27 protein-coding genes and 1 rRNA gene are annotated in these 25,730 nt (G+C 49.0%); 15 read left to right on the top strand and 13 right to left on the bottom strand.

The window, feature by feature from the left end; translation table 11 throughout:
- Positions 1-24 precede the first annotated feature (24 nt).
- Positions 25-945, bottom strand: coding sequence for a LysR family transcriptional regulator (locus tag NWE93_05595; GenBank protein ID MCW3999692.1), 921 nt, complete (start codon positions 943-945; stop codon positions 25-27).
- A gap of 164 nt (positions 946-1,109) precedes the next feature.
- On the opposite strand from NWE93_05595, the gene NWE93_05590 reads away from it, so the two are divergent.
- The 7 genes from NWE93_05590 (at position 1,110) to NWE93_05560 (ending at position 6,111) form a co-directional block, all read left to right on the top strand.
- Positions 1,110-1,460 (top strand): DsrE family protein, encoded by a 351-nt coding sequence (locus NWE93_05590; GenBank protein MCW3999691.1) that lies wholly within the window; start codon positions 1,110-1,112, stop codon positions 1,458-1,460.
- Positions 1,461-1,694, top strand: coding sequence for a sulfurtransferase TusA family protein (locus NWE93_05585; GenBank protein MCW3999690.1), 234 nt, complete (start codon positions 1,461-1,463; stop codon positions 1,692-1,694).
- Positions 1,695-1,776: 82 nt separating this feature from the next.
- Positions 1,777-3,066, top strand: a complete 1,290-nt coding sequence (locus tag NWE93_05580; protein ID MCW3999689.1) for a double-cubane-cluster-containing anaerobic reductase — start codon at positions 1,777-1,779, stop codon at positions 3,064-3,066.
- A 76-nt stretch (positions 3,067-3,142) separates the two neighbouring features.
- Positions 3,143-4,162 (top strand): selenide, water dikinase SelD, encoded by a 1,020-nt coding sequence (gene selD / locus NWE93_05575; GenBank protein MCW3999688.1) that lies wholly within the window; start codon positions 3,143-3,145, stop codon positions 4,160-4,162.
- A 189-nt stretch (positions 4,163-4,351) separates the two neighbouring features.
- Positions 4,352-4,471 (top strand): 5S ribosomal RNA (gene rrf / locus NWE93_05570).
- 84 nt (positions 4,472-4,555) lie between these two features.
- Entirely contained in the window at positions 4,556-5,668 is a 1,113-nt protein-coding gene (locus tag NWE93_05565; protein MCW3999687.1) for a DUF1512 domain-containing protein, read from the top strand.
- A 14-nt stretch (positions 5,669-5,682) separates the two neighbouring features.
- Complete coding sequence (locus NWE93_05560; protein MCW3999686.1) at positions 5,683-6,111, top strand: hypothetical protein; 429 nt, start codon at positions 5,683-5,685, stop codon at positions 6,109-6,111.
- Positions 6,112-6,147: 36 nt separating this feature from the next.
- Here the strand turns inward: NWE93_05560 and map are convergent, their stop codons facing one another.
- Both map and NWE93_05550 read right to left on the bottom strand, forming a co-directional pair.
- Positions 6,148-7,050, bottom strand: a complete 903-nt coding sequence (gene map, locus NWE93_05555) for a type II methionyl aminopeptidase (protein MCW3999685.1) — start codon at positions 7,048-7,050, stop codon at positions 6,148-6,150.
- A 94-nt stretch (positions 7,051-7,144) separates the two neighbouring features.
- Positions 7,145-7,906 (bottom strand): glutaminyl-peptide cyclotransferase, encoded by a 762-nt coding sequence (locus tag NWE93_05550; GenBank protein ID MCW3999684.1) that lies wholly within the window; start codon positions 7,904-7,906, stop codon positions 7,145-7,147.
- 151 nt (positions 7,907-8,057) lie between these two features.
- Here NWE93_05550 and NWE93_05545 point away from each other — a divergent pair, with 151 nt between their 5' ends.
- Positions 8,058-8,624, top strand: coding sequence for an OB-fold nucleic acid binding domain-containing protein (locus NWE93_05545; GenBank protein MCW3999683.1), 567 nt, complete (start codon positions 8,058-8,060; stop codon positions 8,622-8,624).
- Between the two features lie 221 nt (positions 8,625-8,845).
- Here the strand turns inward: NWE93_05545 and NWE93_05540 are convergent, their stop codons facing one another.
- Positions 8,846-10,069 carry an MFS transporter gene (locus NWE93_05540; protein ID MCW3999682.1) on the bottom strand — a complete coding sequence of 408 codons (1,224 nt, stop codon included), beginning with the start codon at positions 10,067-10,069 and terminating at the stop codon, positions 8,846-8,848.
- A 535-nt stretch (positions 10,070-10,604) separates the two neighbouring features.
- Between NWE93_05540 and NWE93_05535 the strand changes: the two genes are divergently transcribed.
- Both NWE93_05535 and NWE93_05530 read left to right on the top strand, forming a co-directional pair.
- On the top strand, positions 10,605-11,900 hold the full coding sequence (locus tag NWE93_05535) for an NADP-dependent malic enzyme (GenBank protein ID MCW3999681.1): 1,296 nt from the start codon (positions 10,605-10,607) through the stop codon (positions 11,898-11,900).
- Positions 11,901-12,124: 224 nt separating this feature from the next.
- On the top strand, positions 12,125-13,006 hold the full coding sequence (locus NWE93_05530) for a hypothetical protein (protein MCW3999680.1): 882 nt from the start codon (positions 12,125-12,127) through the stop codon (positions 13,004-13,006).
- A 65-nt stretch (positions 13,007-13,071) separates the two neighbouring features.
- On the opposite strand, the gene NWE93_05525 is transcribed toward NWE93_05530, so the two are convergent.
- The 4 genes from NWE93_05525 to NWE93_05510 form a co-directional block, all read right to left on the bottom strand.
- Positions 13,072-13,338 (bottom strand): hypothetical protein, encoded by a 267-nt coding sequence (locus NWE93_05525; protein MCW3999679.1) that lies wholly within the window; start codon positions 13,336-13,338, stop codon positions 13,072-13,074.
- A gap of 75 nt (positions 13,339-13,413) precedes the next feature.
- On the bottom strand, positions 13,414-13,863 hold the full coding sequence (gene rimI, locus NWE93_05520) for a ribosomal protein S18-alanine N-acetyltransferase (protein MCW3999678.1): 450 nt from the start codon (positions 13,861-13,863) through the stop codon (positions 13,414-13,416).
- Positions 13,864-13,970: 107 nt separating this feature from the next.
- Positions 13,971-14,525, bottom strand: a complete 555-nt coding sequence (locus NWE93_05515) for a flavin reductase family protein (GenBank protein ID MCW3999677.1) — start codon at positions 14,523-14,525, stop codon at positions 13,971-13,973.
- A gap of 45 nt (positions 14,526-14,570) precedes the next feature.
- Positions 14,571-14,999, bottom strand: a complete 429-nt coding sequence (locus NWE93_05510) for a CBS domain-containing protein (GenBank protein MCW3999676.1) — start codon at positions 14,997-14,999, stop codon at positions 14,571-14,573.
- Positions 15,000-15,216: 217 nt separating this feature from the next.
- Between NWE93_05510 and NWE93_05505 the strand changes: the two genes are divergently transcribed.
- On the top strand, positions 15,217-16,785 hold the full coding sequence (locus NWE93_05505) for a hypothetical protein (GenBank protein MCW3999675.1): 1,569 nt from the start codon (positions 15,217-15,219) through the stop codon (positions 16,783-16,785).
- Positions 16,764-17,573, top strand: a complete 810-nt coding sequence (locus NWE93_05500; protein ID MCW3999674.1) for a serine protease — start codon at positions 16,764-16,766, stop codon at positions 17,571-17,573. Before NWE93_05505 ends, NWE93_05500 begins: the two co-directional genes overlap by 22 nt.
- A gap of 19 nt (positions 17,574-17,592) precedes the next feature.
- Here the strand turns inward: NWE93_05500 and NWE93_05495 are convergent, their stop codons facing one another.
- The 3 genes from NWE93_05495 to NWE93_05485 form a co-directional block, all read right to left on the bottom strand.
- Positions 17,593-18,738, bottom strand: a complete 1,146-nt coding sequence (locus NWE93_05495; GenBank protein ID MCW3999673.1) for a tryptophan--tRNA ligase — start codon at positions 18,736-18,738, stop codon at positions 17,593-17,595.
- A 311-nt stretch (positions 18,739-19,049) separates the two neighbouring features.
- Complete coding sequence (locus NWE93_05490) at positions 19,050-21,584, bottom strand: PAS domain-containing protein (protein MCW3999672.1); 2,535 nt, start codon at positions 21,582-21,584, stop codon at positions 19,050-19,052.
- A gap of 199 nt (positions 21,585-21,783) precedes the next feature.
- Positions 21,784-22,050 (bottom strand): hypothetical protein, encoded by a 267-nt coding sequence (locus NWE93_05485; protein ID MCW3999671.1) that lies wholly within the window; start codon positions 22,048-22,050, stop codon positions 21,784-21,786.
- 159 nt (positions 22,051-22,209) lie between these two features.
- Here NWE93_05485 and NWE93_05480 point away from each other — a divergent pair, with 159 nt between their 5' ends.
- Both NWE93_05480 and NWE93_05475 read left to right on the top strand, forming a co-directional pair.
- On the top strand, positions 22,210-23,301 hold the full coding sequence (locus tag NWE93_05480) for an ATP-binding protein (protein MCW3999670.1): 1,092 nt from the start codon (positions 22,210-22,212) through the stop codon (positions 23,299-23,301).
- Positions 23,302-23,710: 409 nt separating this feature from the next.
- Positions 23,711-23,947, top strand: coding sequence for a hypothetical protein (locus tag NWE93_05475; GenBank protein ID MCW3999669.1), 237 nt, complete (start codon positions 23,711-23,713; stop codon positions 23,945-23,947).
- Positions 23,948-24,020: 73 nt separating this feature from the next.
- Here the strand turns inward: NWE93_05475 and afpA are convergent, their stop codons facing one another.
- Positions 24,021-24,602, bottom strand: a complete 582-nt coding sequence (afpA, locus tag NWE93_05470; GenBank protein ID MCW3999668.1) for an archaeoflavoprotein AfpA — start codon at positions 24,600-24,602, stop codon at positions 24,021-24,023.
- Between the two features lie 8 nt (positions 24,603-24,610).
- The gene (locus NWE93_05465; GenBank protein ID MCW3999667.1) at positions 24,611-25,204 is read right to left on the bottom strand and encodes a flavodoxin family protein; all 594 of its coding nucleotides are present in this window, start codon (positions 25,202-25,204) and stop codon (positions 24,611-24,613) included.
- Between the two features lie 151 nt (positions 25,205-25,355).
- Here NWE93_05465 and NWE93_05460 point away from each other — a divergent pair, with 151 nt between their 5' ends.
- Positions 25,356-25,715 carry a hypothetical protein gene (locus tag NWE93_05460; protein MCW3999666.1) on the top strand — a complete coding sequence of 120 codons (360 nt, stop codon included), beginning with the start codon at positions 25,356-25,358 and terminating at the stop codon, positions 25,713-25,715.
- Positions 25,716-25,730: the final 15 nt, after the last annotated feature.

Genomic DNA, 25,730 nt, shown 5'->3' with positions numbered 1-25,730 from the left:
GATAATAACGTAAAAACAGGATAATTAAGCCGGACAAACAACCGCCTGGCTCTTGAACCGATACGTACCACAGAACGCCCAAAACGCCTCAGATTGCTTAAGCAACGCCTTCTTGCTCCGCGCCATGTAAAGCTTACGCGGATTCTTAGCCTCCAAAATAGCCACCACCTTAACGAGCCCCGCAGCATTAGCCTTGGCTGCAGCGATAGATGAAATCACGCTTACCCCCCTGCCCTCCGAAACCGCCGTGACCACTGATTCGGTGCTGCCCAGCTCAAAGGCAACTTTGAGGTTGCCGCTTGAAAAGCCGTTTTTCGCAAGCAGCTTCTCGATTTCCAGGCGGGTACCTGAAGTTTCTTCGCGGCTAATGAAGGGGAACTGGGTGATTTCTGCGAGTTTGACTGATTTGCGGTTAGCTAACGTGTGGTTGCAGGCGGTGATTAGCACCAGTTGCTCTTCGCCGATTTCGAGAAAGTCAAATTTGTCCTCAAACCCAGCAAGTGTGCCTACCGCGGCGAAGTCGGCGCCGCCATTCTGGAGGCTTGCGAGGCTGGTTACGCTGTCCTGCGCGGTTATTTTGAATTTCACTTCCGGATGCCGCTTTTGGAACTCTGCGATTAAGCCGGGGATTATGTGTTCTTCGGGGATGGTGCTTGCGGCTATGCGTATGGTTCCGCTTAGGGTGTCTTTGGCGGCGGAGATTTGGGCTTTGGCGTCCTGGACATCTTGGAGGATGCGCTGGGCGGTTTCCTTCAGGGTTGCGCCTGCATCGGTGACTTCAACGCCGCCTGCTGCGCGTTTGAAGAGTTGGGCGTCGAAGTATTCTTCGAGGGCGGCGATTTGGTGGCTGACAGTGCCTTGGCTGGTTTTTAGTTCTTTTGCTGCTATCGAGAAGCTGTGTGTCCTCGCTACTGTAAGGAAGGTTTCTAGGTAGTCTAGTCTCATATGTTTGCCTCTTTGCGGTTGCTAATAATCCTTGGCTGGTTATATTATCCGAGTTTTTAGTATATAAGCTCCGCGAAACTTTTGATGGGCGGTATGGGTTTTTGGATGGAAACTGTTAAATTAACAAATTGAATAAACACTATTCACTACTTAGAGGCATGAACATGGCAACTTTAACCGTAATCATCTTCGAATCCCCCATCGCCAAAGAACGCGCCCTATCAGCCCTGCGATTCGCATGGACCGCCGACTTGGAAGGCCATAAAGTCCGCATCTGGCTCTTCGAAAACGGCGTCTACCTCGCCAAGAAAGGACAAAACCCCGCCCAAGGCCTAACCAACTATGGGAAAATGCTCGAAGACCTCGTCAAAGGCGGCGTAGAAACCAAAGCCTGCGTCGTCTGCGCTGAAGCCCGCGGCCTAAAGCAAGATGAACTCATAGACGGCGTCAAACTAGCAACAATCCATGACTTGGTTGAGTGGACGACAACAAGCGACAAGGTCGTAACCTTCTAGGTGGCAACTCTGAGCGTAGAAAAGATTGATGTTAAAGGTAAGATGTGCCCGATTCCTGTGGCTTTGACCAAGCGTAAGCTGGCGGAGTTGCCTGTTGGCGCTCTTTTGGAGGTCACTGGCGAGGGCGAGTTGGAGTTTGATAACATTTCGCATTGGGTGACTAATAACGGGCATGAGGTTGTTGGGACGCAGCGGTCCGGTGCCGAGTTTAAGTTGTTGGTTAAAAAACGCTGACTCGACCATAAATTTTTCTAATTTAAATTACAAAAAATATTAATACAAATGCTTCTTCCTTTCTCAATCAGCAGTGAGCCCTATGTCAGAACAATATCTGGAAATGTGGAAAAGCATAGGAATAGATGTTGAAAAACACGACATCCTCCTAAAAGCCCTAGGACAATTCTACACAGACATTTACCTCTCCCAAAAAAACCGCCCCAAAAAAATGGATTACTTCGACTTTGTCGTCTCAGAAATCCATGGTCTCCGCATCAAAGAACTAAACGACAAACGCATCAGCGGCAAAAAAGTCGTCGGCGCATTCTGCGTTTATGCCCCCGAAGAAATCCCCTATGCAGCTGACGCCTCGATGGTGGGGCTCTGCGGCGGAGCAGACTTCTCGGTTCCAGACGCTGAAACAGTTTTGCCCCGAAACCTTTGCCCGCTTATCAAGTCCTTCTATGGCTTTAAACTCGGCAGAACCTGCCCCTACTTCCAAGTCAGCGATCTCGTCGTGGGCGAAACTACCTGTGATGGCAAAAAGAAAGTCTACGAACTCCTAAACGAACTTATCTCAACCTACGTTATCGAGATTCCCCACAAACCCGACACTGAAGCCGGAAAAGCCTTCTGGTTCAAGGAGGTAGAAGCCTTCAAAGCTAAAATCGAGGAACTCACCGGCAACACCATCACCGCTGAGAAACTCAAAGCCGCCATAGAACTCATCAACAACAAACGCCGAGCCCTGCAGCGCCTAAACAACCTCCGCTCCAAAAGCCCCTCACCCATCAGTGGACTCGACGCTTTGCTCATTAACCAAATCAGCTTCAACGATGACCCCGTGCGCTTCACCGCCAAAGTCAACGAGCTCTGTGATGAACTCGACGAACGCGTCAAAAACGGCGTCGGCGTTGCCCCAGCGGATGCCCCGCGCCTGATGATTTCAGGTTGCCCTATGGCGATTCCCAACTGGAAAGTCCACAGCATCGCACAATCGCTTGGCGCCACGGTGGTTGTGGAGGAAAGCTGCGTTGGCACCCGCCTCTTCAGTACTCTTGTTGAACCTAAAGGCGACAGCATAAGCGACCTGTTATGGGCAATCGTGGAGAAGTACAGTCAAATCCCCTGCGCCTGCTTCACGCCCAACGACCGCCGCATAAAAAGCGTCACTGACCTAGCCGGCCAATTCAAGGCTGATGGCGTCATCAACTATACTCTGCAGAACTGCCATGACTACAATGTGGAAGGCGTCAAAGTCGGGCGTGCACTCAAAGAGCAGAATTTGCCGATGCTAAACATCGAAACCGACTATGGCATGGGCGATGCAGCGCAGATTAAAACCCGCATCGAAGCCTTCCTTGAGATAATCGCGGGCAAAAAAGCCTAAATTTCCCTTCCTTTTCCTTTTTTGTATTATAAATTTTTATTTAATCAACCACACATGCATAATGGAGGAACCCAAAGTGAGTTACAGATTAACCAAAGCCGTGCCCGTCCACGGCTGCAGCTGCAAGCTGCCCCAGTACCAACTGGGCGAATTACTTGACCAAGCCGGCTTAACCGAGGAATTCAAGCCCGACGTGCTGGCTGGGCCATGGGAAAACAGCAGCGTCGTGAAAATCGCCGACGGCATCGCCGTCCTCAACACCCTTGACTTCTTCACGCCCATGGTGGATGAACCCGAAATCCAGGGCCGCATCGCCGGCAGCAACGTTACAAGCGACATCTACACGCTGGGCGTCACCAAAATCGCTTCGGTACTCACCATCATGGCGTTCCCCGAGAACATGCCGACGGAACTCGCTGTGGGCATGCTTAAGGGTCTGGGCGATTTCTGCCGCGAAATGGACACTCCCATCGTGGGCGGGCACACCATCCGCAACCCCTGGCCCATAATCGGCGGAGCAGCCACCGGCATCGCTGACCCGCAGAAAATCGTGTACACCCGGGGCGCCAAAGTCGGCGACAAGCTCTTTTTGACCAAGCCGCTGGGAATTGCGCCGGCTATGGCGGCGTATCGGCTGCGAAAAGACGAAGAAGGCAAGGAACTACTGGCTGATATACCTCCTGATGTCGTTGAAAAGGCAGTAAATGGAGCAATCACAGGCATGATTACCTCCAATAAACCCGTCGCAGAAGCCATGCAGCACGTGCCCGTGAATGCCGCAACCGACATAACTGGCTTTGGACTCAAGGGGCACAGCGCCAACATGGCAATGCTCGGTAAAGTTGACATAGTCATAAACAACCTCTACGTGATAGCCGGCACACCCCTCCTCGCTCAGGTGCTGGGGTATCCGCTGCTGACCGGTGAAGCCAAGGAAACCGCGGGCGGGATCCTTTTGGCGGTGGCGAAGGAAAACGCCGATGAGCTGCAGAGTGAACTTGACAAACGCGGGGTTATGCACTGTGAAGTCGGCTTCGTCGCTGGGGGCAGCGGCTTGGTGCATGTGCTAAAAGACGCGAAGGTCACCGAGGCATAACTCTGCTGCTCAGGGCGCCTATCCCCCCTCTATTTATAGGGTTAAGGCGCAGGAAGCTGCTGCTCCGCCAGTCTCTATCCCCCTTAACAGCTGAATAAAGACTGATGGCTGCCAATCGCTGGTTTTTCACCAAAAACCGTTCCTGCAAAACTAAAGGTATATTAGGTGAAGCTGTGCAGATATGCAATGTTTGCCGGTCAAAGGGCACGGGTTCCACCTGATCCCATACCGAACTCAGAAGTTAAACCGTGTTCCGTTCCCAGCTGTAGTGTGGTCTTAGGCCACGTGAACCTGGGAAAGCTGGCAGCACCTTTTCCCAATTCAAATACACCCAAATATAGCATATCTTTATAACTCAGCGAAGAGAGTTTTGAAAAGAAGTGGTGTTTAAACTTGAGTTTGATTCCCGGAACCGATTCGCCAATATTACAGATACTTAGCTTAGGCATGTATGTGTTCTTTATAGTCTTTATCTTCTATGGCCAACGCATCCAAATGTATATCATGGTTCGTGAAGTGGAGAATTCCCTCCATAAACTACGCGTTATAAAAGATGAGGGCAAAAAAGTAGCTGTGGAAGTCCTTAAAGAAATAGGCAAACCCACCGCTGACCCCACCCCCCGCGTGGACCGATACCTCGAATACTTCACCATAAGCCCCCAGACCATGGACCCAGCAGGCATAGTGAACAAACTCGACCACATCCTAGACATCCGAGACGAGCGGCTAAAGGAAGAAGTCAAACTTATGGCGCCAGCAGCGGCATCAGACGAAGTTCAAATTAACAACTTGGAAAACACGTTGGAGGCAGCGATGGCGCTTAACTTCATCTACAAAGTCGTGCGCCATTACTACATCCAGGGCAAAAAAACCCTCAGTCTCTACGTGATCATGCAGCTGCAGATGATACTGCCACTGGTCATGAAGGAGGCAGAAGCCTATGCCAGCGCGCTTAAAGCCTTCGCGTATGGTCAACCCATCGGAGACGGCGTTGGGCCACTTATCGCCTCTAAGCTGATGCACGGCTACGAGGTTCGCAAAGTCCCCAAAGACTGCGTCGTGGCATCGGTACCCTTTGAAGGACGCACCGCGCTTGTCCTTAAAGCTGAAGGCCCAGGTGGAAACGTGGGCAAACCCGGCGAGGCAATCGTGAGCGTCATCGAGGAAAACCAGGGTAAAATCGCCAGCGTCGTCATGATCGATGCAGGCCTTAAGCTGGAAGGCGAAGGCGTCGGCGAAGTCGCAGAGGGCATCGGCGCAGCCATCGGTGGACCCGGCGTGGACCAGTTCAAGATCGAAGAGAACGTTACCAAATACCACATTCCGCTCTACGCGGTAATCGTTAAAGAGGACATTGGCGATGCAGTTTCGCCTATGCGCCGAGAAATCAACGATGCAGTCGATAAAGTCATCGACCGCGTAAAGGACGTTGTGAAGGAACGCACCAAAGAAGGCGACACCATCATCATCGTGGGCGTCGGTAACTCCATAGGAGTTGGACAATAGTGAGGTCGATATCATTGACTCAGCAAACACAAACCCAATCTGGCACAAACAAAATCTCCAATTACCTGACGATGATAGTGATCGTCGTCATGGCGCTTTCACTGGTAGCGGTGTTTGTTGCCTTCGAAACCTACATGTCCCAAGGCGACCAGTTGGCAGCGGCGATTCTAGGCGGCATAGGAGCAATCGCTATGGCTATGTCGCTGTTTCTGCTCTACCAATCCCGCAGACAAGCCGCTGAAGTAAAAATCGACATCCCAAAAGTCATGACAACCATCGAATGCCAAAACAAAGCCTGCAACAACAAAACCGTCAGAGAATTCCAACGCGGCGACTACGTCTTCAAAGACATCGAGGCTCCATGCCCCAAATGCGGCGGCAAACAAATGATAACAGCCATCTACAAAGAAGTCAAAGAGAAGGAAAAAACCTACGCCATCTAAACGGCTAGGCAACCAATCTATTTTATTTTAATTTTTTCAGGTTAAAACTTCGCATCCGTCTTCCTTGATGAGCAAGGTATGTTCTGCCTGAGCGACGGGTTTTCGGCTGGCTTCCACAAACACGGGGTAAGTCATAACGGATTTTGATTTAAGCAGCTCCTTGAATGCGGCTGCATGTTTTTCTTTAGGCAAAACCCCGAGCAGCCAGCGCTCCGCAAAGGGCAGCGTATGGAAGTTTGCTTCGATGTGCTTGGCAAGTTTTTTTGCCTCCGGCGTCTTTAGTGATTTGGCTTTCAGAAAACGGAAAATCGTGTTCTGTGGACTATCATCGACCCTTGCGATGGCGTCAAGTTGGGTAACGAAGGGTTCGATGGCGTAGACATCGCCCGCTTTGACTTTATGGGGGTTAAAGCCGGACACGCTGGGGATGGAGGTTCCCGCGTGGATGAGGTATCTGCCTACGCTGTGCCCAGTGAGGTTGCTTATGGGGCGGAATCCACGGTTTCTTATGGTTTTCTCAGCTAACGCGCCGATGTCGCCTAGAGACATGTCGCCATGGATGTTCTCGATTATGGTTTTCAGCGCAAGTTCAGCCGTAGCCGTCATCGCTTTACCCTCGGGGCTAAACGCCACCGTGAACGCGGTGTCGGTGACATAGCCGTCGATTTGTACGCCTAAATCAACCTTTACGGTGGAGCCCATGGGGATGGTGGAGGCGTCGTTGGGCGGGGAAGTGTAGTGCGCGGTGACTTCGTTTATGCTTACGTTGGTTGGGAAAGCGGGTTTGCCGCCTTTTTGGCGAATTAAGCCCTCGGTTTTCTCGCAGACGTCGATGCAGCGCATGTTCTCCTGGACGTAGCTGCGCATTTCCTCTCGGGTTTCCCGCAGGATTTTGCCTGAGAGACGAAACTTTTCGAGTTCTTCATGGTCGTATGGCATTGCAATCACTTGCTGGATTTGTATGTGCATTGGCAACTTAAATTCCTAACCCAGCTAAAGAAACGCAGAAAACAGTTTGCTACGCCAAGCTGGGCTACTTGGGCACGATTTCTATTTCAAAGAGGCTTGCCCAGTTTTTGCCCGTTACAAATAGCCTGCCGCTTTCCTGGTCGTAGGCTATGCCGTTTAATACATCATCTAGGCTCTGCTGTTGATAGAGCCCTGACAGGTCAAGGTAGCCCCTGACTTCTCCGGTGTCGGAGTTGATTATGGCGATGGTTTGGGTGTGCCAGATGTTTGCGTAGACTTCGCCGTTGACGTATTCAAGCTCGTTTATGTTTGTGAGGGCGGTGCCGTTAACTTGGACGCTGATTTGCCTTGTTTGCTGGAAAGTGGCGGGGTCGAGGAAGTAGAGGTTGGAGGTGCCGTCGCTCATGATTAAGCTTGTTCCGTCGTAGGTTAAGCCCCAGCCTTCTGTGGGGTAGCTAAAGTTGCCCTGCACCATGAGGGTTTCTTTGTCGTAGATGAAGCCTATGCGGTTTTGCCATGTTAGTTGGAGGAGTTTGCCGTTGACTAAGGTGAGTCCTTCGCCGAAGAGGTAATCGTTTAGCTTGATTTGCTGCTGCACCGAACCCGATGTAAGGTCAACTCTGCGAAGAGTCGAGGCGCCAAATCCGCCGGTGCTCTCGTAGAGGACGCCGTCGTCGATGAGGAGTCCTTGTGTGTACGCTGCGGTGTCATGGGGGTAGGTGTTGATGACTGTGTAGGTGTACTGGGTGGGTCCATCGGGCACCGCTGTCCAAATGAGGCTGGCTGCATATGCTAATCCTATTCCCGCGGCTACTAGAATAATCAAGGCAGCAGCCATTCTTCGATGCATATACACCAGAAACGTGGCTCAACCTAATATGTTCAGCGCAGAAACCTCAGAACCGTTTAAGCGAAACACTTAAGTTCTCAGAAAATCTAACATGTGTCTGAGACCACAAAATAGGTGTTGAAATCAATTGGCTGTAGAAGGTTTTTTCGAAAACAAAAAGGAACCCGTAGAAGCCAAAGTCGGCGACTTAACCCCACAATCTAAAGCAGTTAATGTCACGGCCAAGGTAGTATCTAAAACTGAAATACGCGAAATCCCAATGGGCAGAGACGGCTCACCACACAAAGTCAGCGATGCACTCATCGGCGACGAAACTGGCGTTGTCTACCTAACACTCTGGGACGACAACATCGAGAAAGTCAATGAAGAGGACACAGTCCGCGTTGAAAACGGCTACGTTACTCTCTTCAAAGGCAACATCCGCCTAAACATCGGCAAATACGGCAAACTCGAACCCGCAGCTGAACCCCTTGCAGCAGAAGTGAACACAGAAAACAACGTTTCAAGCAAAACATATGAGCAGGAGAGAAGACCCTTCCGCGGCGGCGGTGGCCGAGGCGGAGGAAGAGGATTCGGCGGTGGCGGCGGTTACGGCGGTAGAGACCGACGTGGCGGCGGCGGTTACGGCGGCGGTCGCGATAGCAGAGGCGGCGGCGATCGGCGCGGTGGCGGCGGCTACAGGCCAAGATACTAAGTATCCATAAGGTTCAAGAAAATTTTTTTTCTTTTTTTGATTTCTTTCCATCGAACATCACACCTTAGTCGGCATTCCTTTCTTTAGAATACGGGCGGCGGCTTGTGTACTTACCAAGCAAAAACAGAGCCGCAGGGGCACTACGTGATTGTTGTGGCTATGACCCCCATGCAAAGCATCAGATAAAGCATCGATAGGGGAAGCCGCCGCTTTGAAGGGTGTTAGGAAAGGACTTTTATGCAGACAAAAGCCACCAAGAAAAGCAGGGCTGCAATTAAGAAAGCAGGCAGATAACCGATTACCTCAGCTAAGTATGGTCCAGTAAAGGCGCCGATTGCTGCTCCTAAACCAGCTAAGACATCACTTATGCCTGATTTTCCTTCTGGGACAAGCGCCATAGCGTTACAAAGCATAAGAATGGAATAGATTGCGAAAGCAAAGCCTAATCCAATCAGAATCATACCTGCCAGAGGTAACGGATAGAAAGAGAATCCCACAACTGCAACAATTAGGAAAACAAAAAAACTTCTCAGCAGGATCATTCGGCTTATGCGCTTTTTGGTATCGCCGCCGAAAGCTCGATTGCGAATAGCGAAGTAGCCAGAGGTGGCGCCAATCGAACCCAATACATACGCGATAAAGACTGATCCCGTGTCTAATCCTAAGTACTCGGTAAAGAATACTGGAAGCGGTGTATAGAAGACGGCGGTTGCTAATGAGAAGAACAGGATAGCTAGACCAAAGCCCAAAAAGCGGGTTTGCTTAAGGGTTGCATTATCTCCATAGCCGCGCCACATTCTGGACACTGCCTCAAAGCCTCTATGGCTATAATCAAGATTTCTTTCTATACCTACAAGGCGGCGCTCAAAATTCATAATTGGATCAGCCACAAATAGCAAAGAAATAACGAATGCGACCAAACTCAGCGAGCTGCAAATGTAGAAGGTGTACATGGCATTGGTTCCGAAATTGATTGTTGGGCTAAAGGCTGCAATTCCGAGGCCTAAACCGATAATGAGGCCGACTTCGGTTAAGCCCTCATATATTGCGTATGCTCTTCCCCATTGGTCATGTGAATAGTTTTCTGCAACTAACACGTTTTTGGGGGATTCGTGGGCATTATGAAGCACGTTCATTAAAATGTAGAGCACTCCGAAAACAACCAAGTTTCTGGCAAAGGGAATTGTAAAGAGAAAAAGTATGATTGCTGAAGAAAAGAAAGATAGCAGAATGAACATTTTGTAGCGTCTCATTCTGTCGCATATCCAGCCCCAAAAGTAAGATGAAGGTATCGTAAAAGCAACCGAAAGACCCATTATTATACCCAAATCTACCAGGCTTCCACCCAAACCGCCCGCGGCTGCAGAGGTGACAATGTAGAGTGGTATGAATACTGAAAGCAGCCCATAAGCCATCTCATGGAAGAAAGTGCCTAACCGCCACATAGCAGGCATTCATGAGTTCCGTAAAATTAAACTTGACTGATAGATTTGTAAAATAGTAATGGCAAATTACAGCGCAACATTAATGCTTAAGCGAGCAAATACCAATTCTCTGCTGTCACCTTTAACGTAAAGGTGATTTGAAGCGAAGAATCGCTTATCAGCCATATTTGGTTAGGCTTAGCTGCAATATTCCTCTTGAGTGTTTGCGATTAGTTCTGTCTGAGGACGGCGTTGGCTGGAAGGTTTGTTGCACGTTCTGCCGTCTTTTTCACCACTGTTTGGCCCTGATTTCTGAGGTATGCAGGGAACCTATAGAGGGGAGGGAGGCTGACTGAGCAGGCACCGCCGCATATTTGTGTAGCCAAGAAACCGCTCGCCCAACAAAGAAGAAAACAGGCGTCGGCGGAAACGCTTAAAGCGTTCTTTGTGTTTTAGCGCTTTGCAGGAGAATGACACTTTGGTTTCCGCAGAAAAAAAGGCCACCGTCGACGAGTTGCTTGCAAAAGCCAAAAAACCCGCGCAGCTCTCGCCGCCGATGCATCGGTTCTACGAAGGAAAAATGCAGGTTATCCCGAAATGCGCGATTAGAAACGTAGATGACTTCGCCATCTGGTACACACCCGGCGTCGCCGCAGCATGCAGGGAAATCCATGCAGACCCCGACAAATCTTTCGAATTAACCAACCGCTGGAACTACGTGGCAGTCGTCACCGACGGCACCCGCGTCTTGGGTCTAGGCGACATCGGCCCTGAAGCCGCGATGCCCGTTATGGAGGGCAAAGCGTTGCTTTTCAAGTACCTCGGCGGCGTCGATGCCTTTCCGATTTGCCTACGCACCAAAGACCCTGACGAGATAGTGCGGATATGTAAGGCGCTGGAGCCCTCGTTTGGCGGCATAAACCTCGAAGACATCGAGAAACCCAAATGCTTCCATGTTCTTGAGAAGGCACGCGCTGAGATGCAGGTGCCAGTTTGGCATGATGACCAGCAGGGCACCGCCACCGTTATCCTCGCGGGGCTAATGAACGCCTTCAAGTTGGTGGGCAAAAAACCCAAAGAGAGCCTCATTACGCTGGTGGGTTCAGGCGCAGCTAACATCCGGACCGCCTATGTGCTTATGAAGTGGGGCGTTAAACCCGGCAACATAATCCTCGCCGACACCAAAGGCGTCATATACAAGGGCAGATCAGACATCAACGAGGCGGAGGACCCTTGGAAGTTCGATGTCACCCAGAAAACCAACGCTGAGGGCCGACGTGGAGGCATAGAGGAAGCCTTCAAAGGAGTCGACGCAGTCGTGGCGGCATCTAAACCCGGCCCCGGAACCATCAAAAAGGAGTGGATAAAAACCATGGCAAGCGACTCCATCGTTTTTGCCTGCGCTAACCCGATTCCTGAGATTTGGCCTTGGGAAGCAAAGGAAGCCGGCGCACGGGTGGTGGCGACGGGACGCAGCGACTTCCCCAACCAAGTTAACAACAGCATGGGGTTCCCCGCCATATTCCGAGGCGTCCTAGACGTGAAGGCAAAGACAATAACTGATGACATGTGCATCGCCGCCGCAACGGAGCTGGCTACCTACGCCGAGGAGCGGGGCATGTCAGAGGTGGATTTGCTGCCCCGGATGGATGAGTGGGAAGTGTTTCCCCGGGAAGCGGTTGCCTGCGCGCTTAAATCTATAGAGCAGGGCGTCGCAAGGGTTAAGCCCAGCCGAGCAGAACTCTACGAGCGGGCATCTGCAATTATCAAGAACGCAAGGGAATCCACCGAGTTGCTCATGAAGCATGGCTTGATTAAGCAGCCGCCAAGCGAAACAGAGCTTCTCAAATAAACCCTTTTTTTCATATTGGTCGATATGAAACGACAAGCCCCGCAAAAAATGTGATGCCGCTGATAATACCTGTATCCAAAACGGATTCATGCCAATCGAATTTGCCACCTGTATCCATCTGCCCACGCATGACAAAGAAGCCTTTGGTCAAGAAATGTTGACTGACTTAGTCAAGAAAGCTATACAGGAATCTTTTTATCCACTTTATTTTGATAGTTTTAAGCATGGGTAAATTAAATAAAATGGCCTTAATTCTGACAATAATCATGATATCTTCCAGCCTGATGTTTGTAGAATTAGCTAATGCTCAGACAATACCTAAACCCTCTATACCTGAATTTACGTTGCATTACATTGATAATTCGTATGATGTGCCAACAACCTACAAAATAGACGAATTTACTGGACAAAAAGTTGTTAATGTAACTGGTACTCACGTTCAAAATATTTCGATTGTAGTCACAATTAAGAACCAAGAATTTAGCGACTCATCAAGCGGTGCCACATACGCCTTGTATTATAACATACGTTATAAGGGTCATTTTGGAGATGATTGGATTGAATTATTTCCTATCATCACTGGCTTTAATTCACGAGAAGCTTATCTTGAAAATGTTTCTTCGGAATTTCTAAGTTCTTTATACCATGATCCTCTTCCTGCATCAGTAGAGCCCCAATATACGGTTGTCCGCATTCCAGCGAATTATGCTTCTGAGGCAGAGGTGGATGTGCAAGTGCGAGCAATGTTTGGATACTCATCAGAAATGTATGAGGCTAGCCTTTCTGCCCCTACATTGGGACACATGGCTTCTGCTATTGAATGTGAAGCTAAGAGCAATTGGAGTCAAACCGAGACAATAACAGTACCAACAAGTTCTGGTTTGCCTTCCGCAAGTCCAACCGTTCCAGAGCTGTCTTGGTTGGCAATGTTGCCTTTGCTTCTTTCCGTCACTGCTGCTGCCATGTTTCTTTGGTATGGGCAGAAGCGGAAAACAGTCGCAGACGCCCCTGCTGATTTTTGCTTCATATGCACATGTGTCTTGGCTTCTCCTAAGTGTGCGTTGCTCCCAGCCGTTGGAGGATGCACATTTGTGGAGCCTATATAATAGGGGCCTATAGAAAAAAATCGCAGCTAAGAGAGCAATCTGTTTTCACAAAAAATAGAGAAAGGTTAGAGTGGAGTTATTTTTACGATGTTGCGTTTTTCTAGCCTGCGCAGGGCATCGAGGCACTCGTCTTTCTTTTCGCCGGTGATGTTGAGGTTCTGCATGATGTCTCTTATCGATACGCCGGGTTTGCCGAAGTTTTCATGTCGCTTGTAGAGGTGCTTAACGATGGATTTCTCGAGCTTGCCACAACGCCACGTTGTATTGCGGATTAAAACAACGATGGTTCGAAGGGTTTGCTCGTTTGATTTTCTACCACGGGATTCTCCCATCTCTCCCCACCATCGATTTTACAGCATCAGTTGATATAAAGCTTTGTTTATCAGCCAAACCAGCGCTTGGCAGCCTCAGAGGACCTTTTTGAGGTAGAGCCCATGCTTTTTACCATAGTATTTTTCCAGTCTACTGAGGGTTTGGTAGCCCAGTTTATGGTAAAGCTTTATGGCTGCGTTGTTGTCTTCGCGGACTTCAAGGTGACATGTGCTTATGCCACGAATTTTAAGCTGTTTTTCGGTTTCATTTAGCATTTTAGCGCCGATCCCCAATCGCCGATATCTTGGCTGCACGTTTATGGTTATGATGTGTCCATATTCGGTTTCGGCGGTTTCGATTTGGGCAATGATGAACCCCGCGATTTCCTGGCCGTCTCTGGCAACCAAAGCGATGGTGTTGTAGTCACTTAGAAGATAGGATATCTGCTGTTTAGTGAAGGCTTCCTCGTCAAAGCAGTCTGCTTCTATGCGGTAAAGTTTATCGAGGAGTTTTGTAGTTGCGGCTTCAATTCTGACTTCTATCATTTGGGACTAATAAGATATTGTCCCGATTTGTTTTTAGTTTTTTCTATACTCCACCATATGATAGCGGTTTCAACACAGATAAGCCACATCAACGCTCACGACATCATCTATGCCTTATAGTTTTTCGGATCCAAAGTAGCAAAGTTGTTGCCGCCAACATGATAAAGGTGACGCACCCGCTTAAGATCATAGCCCGCATCCGAAAAGGCACCTTGCTCAGCGTAAGCCTCCAATATTTTACCCACAAAAATCGTATGGTCCCCAGTGCTGAATTGCCCATCCACCTCGCACTCGATATGCGCAGCGCACTCAGCTATAATCGGGGCTTTAACGGTTTTGGCCGGTGCCGCAGTGAGATTAGCCTTCTTGAATTTATCGAAGCTTCGCCCCGTGAGGCTGCCGCATGAGTAAACCGCCTGCAGAATCTCAAGGGTTGGGATGTTAACGACGAATTCGCCTGATTCCTCGATGAGGGTATGGCTGTGGCGTCCAGGCGCAATGCTGATGGCTAGCAGCGGCGGCTTCTGCGAAGTCGGCATAGCCCAAGCCAGCGTGGTTGCGTTTGGTTTGCCGCTGTTGCCCACGCAACTCACCATCACCACATGCATGGGATGCAGCAGCCGATAAGCGCTGTTTATGTTAACTGGAGTTTTCGGAGACATCAAATCACAAGTAATATTGGCGCTGGCTTGCATTTTTTGTTTTCGCTAATGCTGAATCGCGGGGCGACAGACTTCCTCCATAACAGTAAGCATCGAAGGCAACGCAAAGATAATGTCGGTGTCGCTGATTATGCCTCGAAGTTTTTCATGGCTCACCACGGGCAGATGCTTGATGTGTTGGCGCCTCATCAACTCAGCGGCTTCTTCCACGCTTGCCTCCTCATCGATGGTGACAAGTGGGCTTGAAGCAACCTGCCCCGCTTTTATGGCGCTGACGGGTAAGCCATGCTCAAACCCCCGAGTTAACGCGTCTTTGGAGGTTATGATTCCAACCGGGCGCTCCCCTTCCACCACGATGATTGAGTCTATGTCAAAACTGCTAAACGTCGCGATGACCTCATGGAGGGTTGTGTCTTCACGGGCGACCTTAACGTTTTTAGTCATAATATCCTTAACTAACGTGTTGCCAGACAAAATATTTCACCTAAAAAACTGTCCTGATTCTAGTCTAGCGCTTTGCGGTTTATCAATATTTTCATTTTCAAAAACACACTGCCCTTAGCAGTCGTTTCCCGCTCGCAACTAAGACTTCTTTTGCTTAAAATTGTAGGTTTCAAACAAGCCCAAACCTTAAATTCCTATAATCTTTAACATGTATTAAGATAAACCGTCTAATTTGAGGCATTTGAAAATGTCTGGTAAGGATGATTCTCAAAAACAATTAGAGGAAATCCAAAACAAAATCGCTCTAAACAAGGCAACGGCAGAATTGGTTGAATCCGAGAAGGCGCTTGCCGCTAAAATGAAGGAAAGTACAGCGGCGGAAGAGGAAAAAACCAAGCTTCAAGAGCAAAAGCAACTGATTGACGCCCAGATAGCGCTAAGTGAAGCAAAAAAGACACAGATAACCTCAATGTTGCCTAAAGGGCAAAGCACAGGTGTTGAAGGAGAAATCACCACCACAGCCAACTTTGGCTACGCAACGGAACTTATCGCCTACAAGTTAGTTGAGGAAAACTCGAAAATCATCGCTGATGCAATAAGGGAGAAAGAATTAACCGGCATAGAGAATTTTGAGCCAAGAATCCTGGTGGTGAAGGACCTCAACTTTGCACAAGGTGACTTCCCGCTTTTACTAATTGACGGGTTAATGGATAACTACAATTCATCCATTCTTGCTCAGCTAAAAAACAACGGCGTGGAAATGCCTGCTGAGCCCCAGAAACCGTCGGTTCCCACTGGAAAGCCTCATCGTGAAGTTGCAACCGCCCTGGCTGCTGCAGGGGTCTTATCGGCCATTCCAAGCCTCATTTCAGGAGGGTTAAGCGTGGCTGCAGATGTACTGCGGTTCTTCAAGGGCGATTACAATGTTAAGGGCAAAGAGTTCAGCATAGACGAAGAAGCGCTAATCGCAAGTATCACAGGAAAAATAACCAGTTCTGAGCTCACTGAGTCAGGTAAACCATGGAATGGCAAAGTTATGGTTTGCAATTTTAACTCTCTAACAACCTCAGAGCTAGTTTCGAAGCTAACTGAGCTGCTTAAGCTAAAAATGGAGCTGGATATGTCCGTGGCGAATTTAAAGGCGAAGGTTGCAGAGGCAAAAGCCAAAGGCGACGAAATAACCAAGCTTCAGGCCGAAATCGAAGAACTCACTAAAAAAGCAAAAGCATTGGAAGGCACCGAAAAAGAAAGCATCCAAAAAAGCCTCGACTCAAAAAAACAGGAAAAAACTAGCAAAACCAACGCTTTAAATGAACTAAACAAATCCCTCCAAAACGTAAACAAATCGGTGCTTGATTCCGAGGCGCTGCTCAAATCCTTCGACTCCTTCTTTGCCTCCATCACCGCCTCCACAGATAACAAGCCCTCAATGCTTGTCGATGCCGTGCTAAGAGAATATATCCGATCATCTCACATTTCGCATCTGCTGCATCTTAAAGTGTGCTCTAAAGGCGGGGAAGCCATAACCATCAAAAAGCCCCTCAGCATCGGTGGCGGCGACACCTCTTACATAAGTGGTATAGTTTTAGCGTTTGTTCTGGCTAAGATAACTGGGGAAGTAGAGGCTGCGGGATCCTGCAGTGAGCTTGTCAACATGAATTTTAAATTAGGGTACGGAAAAGATGACGAGAAACCCACATTAAACCGCATCATAACCGCCACTTTACAAACTCCAACTCCCACTGATCCGCCAGCTCAAAATGCCCCCAACTCTGATAAGGGAGGATTTCTCGGATGGATAAGCAAGAAAAGATAGATAGAGAACCCGTCCACTGCATGGCAGTGATTAATGAAAACGATCTGGTGCCCAAATCTTGGCTGGAAATCGGGTGCAACGCAAGCAACTCAGTTGCACGTATATCCGTTTTTAGATATGAGCATGGTTTGCCAGTACAGACACCACTGCCCTACTATGGAACTGGATGGCTGATTGGTCGGCAACACATAATCACTAACCACCACGTGATCAATGCACGTGAAGACGGTGAAAAAAACGCCTCCATTGAAGACTTGGCGCTGCAAGCTAAACATGCAATAGTGCAATTTGATTATAATCCGCCTCTAAGTGAGGGCAAGAAGTTAACGGTTGATTCTCTGCAGACTTTTTGCGAATGCGGTTCAGATCCCGATCTTGACTTTGCTATACTAAAGTTAGCCCAGCCCTTCCGCAGCCCCTTGACGCTCAACCCCACATATCTGAAGCTACATTCTTCACAAAAACAGATTGCGGTAAACATTATCCAGCATCCTGAAGGCGGCAAGCAAATGATTAGCCTGCGCAACAACTCCGCCTGTAGACTCGAAGAGAGTGATCTGCTCTACTACAGTGATACGTTGTTTGGCTCGTCGGGTTCCCCTGTTTTCAACGATGATTGGCAGGCGATTGCTTTACATAAATGCTTCATGGATACCCCAGAACCTCTGATGTATCAGGGGATTCCAGCGTATCAGGTTAACATGGGAACACGCATAGACAAAATCATAGAATACATCAAGACAAAAAGCCCACAGGTTTGGAGCGAAATCAACGCAAACATCACCTAAGTAGCCTAATTCAAGCTGCCTACTTGCGTTTTATGTGGTACTGCTCGATGACGTCTTTGGCTTTCTCGCGGCGTTCCTGATGGGCTTGAAGGAAACGGTTGAGTTTCTCCGCTATGTCTTTTTTGCATTCGCCGCAAAGCATCTCGCCGCCGCGGCACCTCCTCTCCCGCTCCGCCAGCCTGGCGCTGTCCTCTTCGAAGAGGAACACATAGTACTGGAAGATGCTGCAGACACTGGGGTCAGCGCCTTCTTTGCGTTGCTCAGCCGCGGTGCCTTTGCCGCCGGTGAAGGCATTCCAGATTTTCTTCTTCACCACCTCGGGGGAGTCAACAGTGAATATGCTGGTTTCAGGCATCGATGCACTCATTTTTCCGCCTGTGCCTAGACCAGGAAGAAAACGGCAGTGGATTTGGGCTGGTTTGTAGTAGCCCAGTTTCTGGGCGACGTCGCGGGTGACGCGCCAGTAGGGGTCCTGGTCGATGGCTGCGGGGATGAGCGCGGGAACGTTTTCGCCTGTGAGTTTTTTATGGATAAAGCATGGTGCAGCTTGGATGGCGGGCCAGTAAACCCAGCCGATGTTGGTGCTGTCTTGGAAGCCGAAACTGCTGCGGGCAGTGCTATAGGTGATACGCTTGGCAACTTGCAACGTGATATCGTAGAGCAGATCGATGTCAACAGTATCATAGATTATGAAGGTGTCCTCGGGCTTGTAGCCGAGCGCGATTAAATCGAGGGCGTTCTCGTAGCTCCACTTAGAGGTTTCCTGCAGGCCTCGTTCATCGCTGATGAGGTATTTTTCGTCGTCGGTGATTTGAAAATAGAGCCGAGTCTTGAATTTCTGCTGTATGTGCAACGTGAAAATCCATGGCACCAGATGCCCGATGTGCACTGGGCCGCTTGGTCCTCTGCCCGTGTAAAGCACAAATTTTGTGCCCTTATCGTAGAGGTCTAGGACGGTGTCGAGGTCGCGGTGGCTAAAGAAAATCTGGCGCTCTAGCTGCAGATGCAGCTTGTCAGTGTAGCTGGTGACTCGGTCCAGCAGCTCGGGTGTGAGGGGTTGGGTGCCGAATTCTTTGATGAGCCGCTGGTAATCGACTTTGCCCTTGACTTCCCAGGGGGTTACAACCATTTCGTTGTTGTTTTCTTCACCGTTTGGCAGAGACATAGCATTCACGTGGGCTTTGGATGCAAACAAAAAGGCATAAGTCCTATATCTCTTTTGTCAACAAGAAAGGCGTCCCCCCAAAAGCATATGGTACCTAAAGACTAAAACCCCCTTCATCATTAGGCATTGTTGGTTTCGGATTGTCTGGGTTGTTTTGGGCTACTAAAAACCGCCGCTTAGACTGCTTGAAGAAACCGACCGTTTTTGTCCTTTTTATAAGGGGAGGGAGGTAGTGGTGGAGCAGCAGATGCTGCTTCTATGCCTCTCTAAATAGAGGGGTATAGGTCTTTGGATGCAACAGAACAAACAGGTTATTTTTTGCAGGTCTGGGCTTTTTTGATTTCGTCGATGTCGATTAAGCTTATGACGGCGCCGTCGATGCGTTTCTCCTCTGTTATGTAGGGACGCACTCGCAGCTCAAACCATCTGCCGTTGTTGTCCTGCAGTTCCAGCTTTATAGTGGTGAGTTTGGTGATGACTTCAGTTATGAGTTTCTCGATGGCTTTAACCTGCACATTTAGGCGTATGTTAGTGATGGGTCGCCCCACATCAGTGGGAATAAGCCCCAGCGTATCCTGCGCCAGCGGAGTAAAACGGCGAATCCTCAACCCATTATCCACCATAACAATGGGCATATCAATGTTCTTGATGAGGTTAGTTAAGTCATCGTTTAAGCGGGCAAGGTCTGCGTTGCGGTTCTTGAGCTCGTCGTTTAATGTTTTTAGTTCCTCGTTGGTGGATTGCAGCTCCTCCTTGGCGGTTTCCAGTTCCTCGTTGGTACTCTGCAGCTCTTCGTTACTGGACTGCACCTCCTCCATGGCGGCTCGGAGTTCCTCGTTGGTGGCTTCCTGCTCTTCGATGATGGTTTGCAGCGACTGCTTGGTGGAGTCGAGTTCATCGCGGAGTTCAGTAAGTTGCTGGTCTTTGCTTATGCTTTCTTTGGCGGTCTCTTGAGCGCGAGCGGAATCAGCGTGGATAATCTGTCTTGCCAGAGCTTCTCTGAATAGGACCAGATAGAAGCTATCTTCGAAGTTTCGGAGGTGTATAGGTATGATTTCGATGCTTACTGTTTTGGTGTCGCCGTTGGTTCTGAAATCAATGGAGTCGATGGTTATGGTGCGTCCCTCTTTTTTGCTGCGGTATATGCCCGTTTGGATTTCAAGCTTAAGCTCCTCACGGACCATCTTGTTTACGTTAAGGCTTGCTTGACCCGACTCAGGCAGCAGATAGGGCGCCATGTAGCCTCGGAAGATGAGGATGTCAAGGTTACGGTTAACCAGCATCATCGCGGGAACATATCGGGACATAACGATTTTATCTATTTCATCACGGAGAAACGCAAGCGGGTCTCTTTTCTCTGCTTCCCTTGTGGGGTGCTGGCGCGTGGCTGTTTGGAAGGCTTCAAAGCCAAACGTCACCTGCGTGGGCGCCCGTTTTTTGATGAAGACCACGCCTTTCTTTTCCATGGCTCCAAAGAGATCGGTGAATTTGCCCACGCTCTCCGATTCGCCCAAAACGAGGAAGCCGCTGGGTTTGAGGGCGTAGTGGAGGATGGGGATGACTCTTTCCTGGAGGGCGCTGTCAAAGTAGATAAGGACGTTTCGGCAGCAAATCATATCCAGATTAGAGAAAGGAGGATCTTTGGTGACGTCTTGCTTAGCGAAGATGCACATGTCACGGATGAACTTGGTAATTTGGTAGTTGCCGTTGATTTTGGTGAAGTATTTGCGTAGCCGCCGCTCGGAAATATAGGCTTCGATGTTTTTAGCGTATATCCCTTGCCGCGCGCGCTCTACGTTTCGGTCGTTAACGTCGGTGCCAAATATTTGGACTGATTGGTCAGCGATGTTTTTTTCCTCTAAAAACTCCTGAATCGTGACGGCTATAGAGTAGACTTCTTCGCCCGTGGAGCAACCCGGCACCCAGATACGTATGGGGATGTCGCGTTGGCGAGTCTTTATGAATTCAGGGAAAATCTTCTCGGTCATGATGTTGAAGGTTTGGGGTTCACGGAAAAAGCTGGTTACGCCAATTAACATGTCGTCGAAGAGCGCCTGCAATTCCCGCGGATGCGACCTTAGGAACGTAACGTAGTTTTTAAGGTTGTCAATTTGGTTTATGACCATGCGGCGGGCAATGCGTCGGCTGATTGTTGATTCCTTGTAGTGGGTGAAGTCCACGCTGAAGTTGGTTTTAAGCATGGTGAAGATGGCTTTGTTGTATTCTTCTTTGGTGGGCTTGGGCTGGGCGGCGAGGATTTCTGAGCGGATGATTTGGGGATGCTTGGATATGCGGGCGAGTTCTTTGGCGATGCGGTCAGGGGGCAAAATGAAGTACACCGTTTCGGCAGCTATGGCGCTTTGAGGCATACCCGGGTACTGAGCAGTTTCTGGGTCTTGAACAAAGGTAAGTCCCCCCTCGGCTTTTATGGCTTTAAGCCCTTCTGTGCCGTCGGCGCCGGTGCCCGAGAGGATGACGCCTATGGCCTGGGTTTTTCTTGCCACCGCCAGCGAGGTAAGGAAGGCGTCGATGGCTTTGAGGTCTTGGGCGCGGGGATGAAGCTGCAGCGTGTTCTCTATGATGGTCATACTGTTATCAGGTGGGATAACGTAGACTTTGTTAGGCTCAACCTTTATGCCCTGGGTTACTTTATGAACAGGCATCCGGGTTGACCGCGAAAGAATCTCCGTTAGCATGCTTACTTGCCCAGGGGCTAAATGCTGAATTATAACAAAAGCCATACCTGTATCGTCAGGAAGGTTTTCTAGAACAATTTTAAGAGCCTCTAATCCGCCCGCGGATGCACCTATGCCAACTATCGGAAAACTTTTTTCATCTTTTGCCAATTCCTCACTTCCCGACTTAGCATCAATGTTTTCTCGGGGTGGCTCTGCAATTTCAGTTCCTTTTTTGCTTTTCTTGCTCAGATTTAACCCACCATCAGTTAACGTCAAGTTAACGCTTGCCACATGAATAGAATTTATATATAATGGTAGTGGAGTGGTAGAGCTTAAAAGAATTCCTATAATGCTTCTGGACTGCGGGTTACTTGGAAGACGCATTTTCGATTTTCTTGGCTTTGTAAATCATGACCGATTTGGGCTCTTGACGTATGGAGAGTTGGCGGGTTAAGGCAATGTCGTTTAGGTGCCTTCGTGTTTCATCATTAAAGTTTCCAGTCAGGTGAATTCCGTAGCCTTCAATTGGGGAACCTGCAACTTTTGAGGGAGCTATCAGAAAATCGTTGCCCTCCAAGCCGGGGGAACCGTCGACGATTTCTCTGAGCAATTCCACTATTTCGGTCAAATTCATAAAAACACCTAATACTTCATTGGCGTGCAGGGCAATAAATTTTCCCTTGAAACAATGAATAAGTAAAAAATTCGCAGTTTTTTGTTTAGCAAGAAGGATAGCGCATGGTTCGGAAAACCTTAAACACACAATTAACCATTGTTTCATAAGGCAAAATTTGTGTCTGCGGTTAACAGAATAATCTTTGAATGCACAGATACGGCTCTGTCGAGCTTTGAGTTTGCAGACAAGACAACATTCTACGAGTACCTTAAACGTAAGTATAGTTTTAATTTTGAAGAATTCGCCATCCGCTTCGACACAGTCCACGAGGCACTCCGGGACGTTTATGGGGCTAACCATTACAAAATCGAGCGGATGATCATCCGAACCCTAAACAGCCAATCTAGAAAAGGCACCTATGAGCACTCCGATGAAGTAGCTGCCTTCGGTTACTTAGTCAATATTTTTATGGCGGAAGCCGAGAAAAATCTGGAACGCCAAAGAAAAAGAGAAGAAACTGCAACTTATGCTAAGCATCTTGAAGAAAGGATAAAGGCAGCTGATGAGAGGCTTAAAGACAGCGAACGACTGGCGGCAATCGGTCAAACCGCAGCTATGGTGGGTCATGATATCCGCAATCCCCTGCAAGCTATCGTGGGCGAGCTTTATTTGGAGCGAGAAGAAATCGCTATGCTTCCAGAGGGGGACAGCAAGAAAAACCTGCTGGAAAGCCTCCGGTCAGTTGAAGAGAACATTTTCTACATCAACAAGATTGTGGCTGATTTGCAGGACTTTGCAAAACCCATTAATGGAGTGAAAAAAGAAAACGTAGATGTTAACCAAGTGATTTCTGAAGTCATGACCATAGTACCCATCCCCGAGAATCTTTTTGTGGAAATCATGGTGGAAAAGGAGGCGCTTATCATTGAGGCAAATTTCGAGATGCTCAAACGCGCCCTCTCAAACCTTATCATGAATGCGGTACAAGCCATGTCCAACGGCGGCAAATTAACCATTAGAGCCCACGCGGATTCCGACTTTGCCGAGATTGATGTGGAGGACACTGGAGGAGGGATATCTGATGAAGTTAAAGATAAACTCTTCAAGCCCCTCTTCACCACCAAAGCCAAGGGGCAGGGGCTGGGGTTAGCGGCGGTGAAGCGGCTGGTGGAGGCGCAGAGCGGAAAAATAGGGTTCGAAAGCCAAAATGGCAAGGGCTCAAGATTCTTTATCCAACTGCCCGCCAGAACCTTCAAAGCGCAAAGCTAATGCGGTGCACGGTTTGTTTGGGGCAAAAAGTTCAGCTGGGCAGACCAAGCCGTGTGCTGACTAAGAAGTGACGGAAAAAGTTAGCAGGTGGGCAACGCCTTCTCCTTTGTCAGCAGCCGGATCCGCCCAACTCGTTGGCTATCCCTTGCATTCCAAATAAAGGCTAACCCGATTTTGGGATATAAAGAAATGTGGTTGCAGCTTGATGTAACAGCAACCAAGTTCTCAGGGAGCAGCAATCAAAGAGCCCTTCTGCTAAATGGGAATACGAAAAAAATCTAAGCGATTGAATTGATATGAAACATGCAATTTATTGATTCTCCCCTTAAGTATGGGTTCGCTTTTTTAATTATCCCTGTCAGTGAAAAGAATATATATTATCCTTCAAGACAGGATACTGGGGATGCCCGTGAATCGCAAGGACGCCGTGGCATATCTAAAAGAACTTTTAATCCAATGCAAAGAAATGTCACCCGAAGCCGTTACATTTCAGGCCCAAAACCAAAACACCACAGACTACAGAGTACTCATCAAAGGGTCAATGAATTCAACCGACAAAGCCGCAGTCAAAGAAATCGCCAGAAAATACAGCTACCAAATCAAAGAAGACTTCGACAGCATCGAAATCTACAACTTCAGGTCTTAAAACCACAGCCGCCAAGGAAAAAAAATAATCTTGTTGTCTTAACCCAACAACAAACCCGGATGCCAGTAAGCAATCAACTCTTCACTGTTTTCAACCAAGCCACATATGCATCCGCGAGTTTCTGGGGGCTCTCAAACACGTGCACATCCTCCATTGCCTCCAAAACGCGCACTTGAGCCGCCTCTTCCTTGCGCACTCGCAGCTTCATGTCTTTGCCGTTGGGCAGCTTGGTGTAGATAACGCTTTCTTTGTAGTCTACAGGCATAATCCAAACCGGCACATAGGCTTTAAGCGCCATAAGCGCGGCGTTAGTTAGCAGGGTATCGCTGATGCTGTTAACGATTTTTGCCACCGTGTTAGAGGAAGCAGGCATTATCAGCAGAAACTCGTATCGGCCGCTCTGCACCATACCAGCCAGGAAAGGCACGTTAGAATTCACTTCAACAATGACTTTAGGGAAACTCGCTTTGAGCTCCTCGTCGAGGCGATAGAATTTTAGCATGATGTCGGCGGCCTTGGAGATGTAGACGTCAATGTCCACTTTTCCCTCCGAGGCGGCTTTAAGCTCCTTCATGGTTGAAACTATCTCCGCGATTTTGTCGCCGGCGCCCGTTATTCCCCAGGCGACCTTTAGTTTTTTTTGTTTCTCTGCCACAGTTATCCCTACTTTTCTTTTTTACCGTAAAGCTCCAAGTACTCAGCGAAGCGCTTCACCGTCTTGCGCAGACTCCGCAGCCCCTCCTCATCTGCCTTCACGCCCTCAAGCGTGTCTTTGCTCCAGAAGTTCGCGCCTAAATTCGCGCCGAAGGGTCCCCCGCCGACTGGAATCATGCCGTTTATGACATAGAAGGTGTGGATTTGCCAAAGCGCCAGCTCCTGGCCGCCAGCGCGGTCGCCGCCCACCGTTAAGCCCATGCCGACTTTGCCTTTAAAGAAATCCTTATCCGCCGCCACCAACGCTCGGGTTCGGTCCATAACTGTTTTAAGCTGAGCTGAGACGCCGCCGTTGTAGACGGGAGTCGCCAGGATTATGCCGTTAGCTTTCGCGAGGAGCTCGTAGAGTTCCTCGAGGTCATCTTGGTAGGTGCAGACTTTGTTGGTTAAGCAGAAATCACAGTGTTGACAGAACTCCATCCATTTCCCGCGTACCGTCCAAAGCTGGGTTTGGTAGCCCCGTTCCCTAAGCATCGACAGCGCCTCCTCAAGAACATGCTCGGTGGCCTGATGCCTTGGGCTGCCCGATACACCTACAATCATAACAATCAATCAAACTAGATGCTCAGCCAAATTAAAGCTTATCCCAAACGCAAACACACCATGCGTAGCTGTACATGAGCAATCACACAGCTTTAAGTCTAAACAAAGCCACTGTTGATTGAAAACAAGTCTTCTTTTGGAGGTGCATTTTTTGGTTAAGGTTTACGATGAAAGCGGAAAAAAACAGGAGTTTGACCGCAACGAAGTTCAAGAAAGCCTCAAAGCTGCAGGGCTTCCCCCGCGGGTCGCAGAGGAAGTCGCCGAGCGCGTGGAGGGCAGGGTCGAGGATGGATGGTCAGCAAAAAAAATCCATGAGGAAACCGATGTGGAACTGCGGCGTCTCCAAGATGACATCGACAAGGCACACGCCAGTTATAAGGGCGCAGAATCCATGGGCGCCTACAATGTAGGTGAAACACGGTTTGCACGGGAGAGCGACAGCACCCCCGGTGCGCAGCCGCGTTCAGAGACAAAGGTTGAGTGCCGAAACGTAGAGAATGCAGAAAGTTAAATTTAAAAGAGAAAA

It is taken from the genome of Candidatus Bathyarchaeota archaeon, from assembly GCA_026014735.1.
In the GTDB taxonomy this organism is placed as follows: Archaea; Thermoproteota; Bathyarchaeia; order Bathyarchaeales; family Bathycorpusculaceae; genus Bathycorpusculum.
The sequence above is the reverse complement of the archived record's forward strand: the minus strand, read 5'-3'. Positions and strand labels throughout refer to the sequence as shown.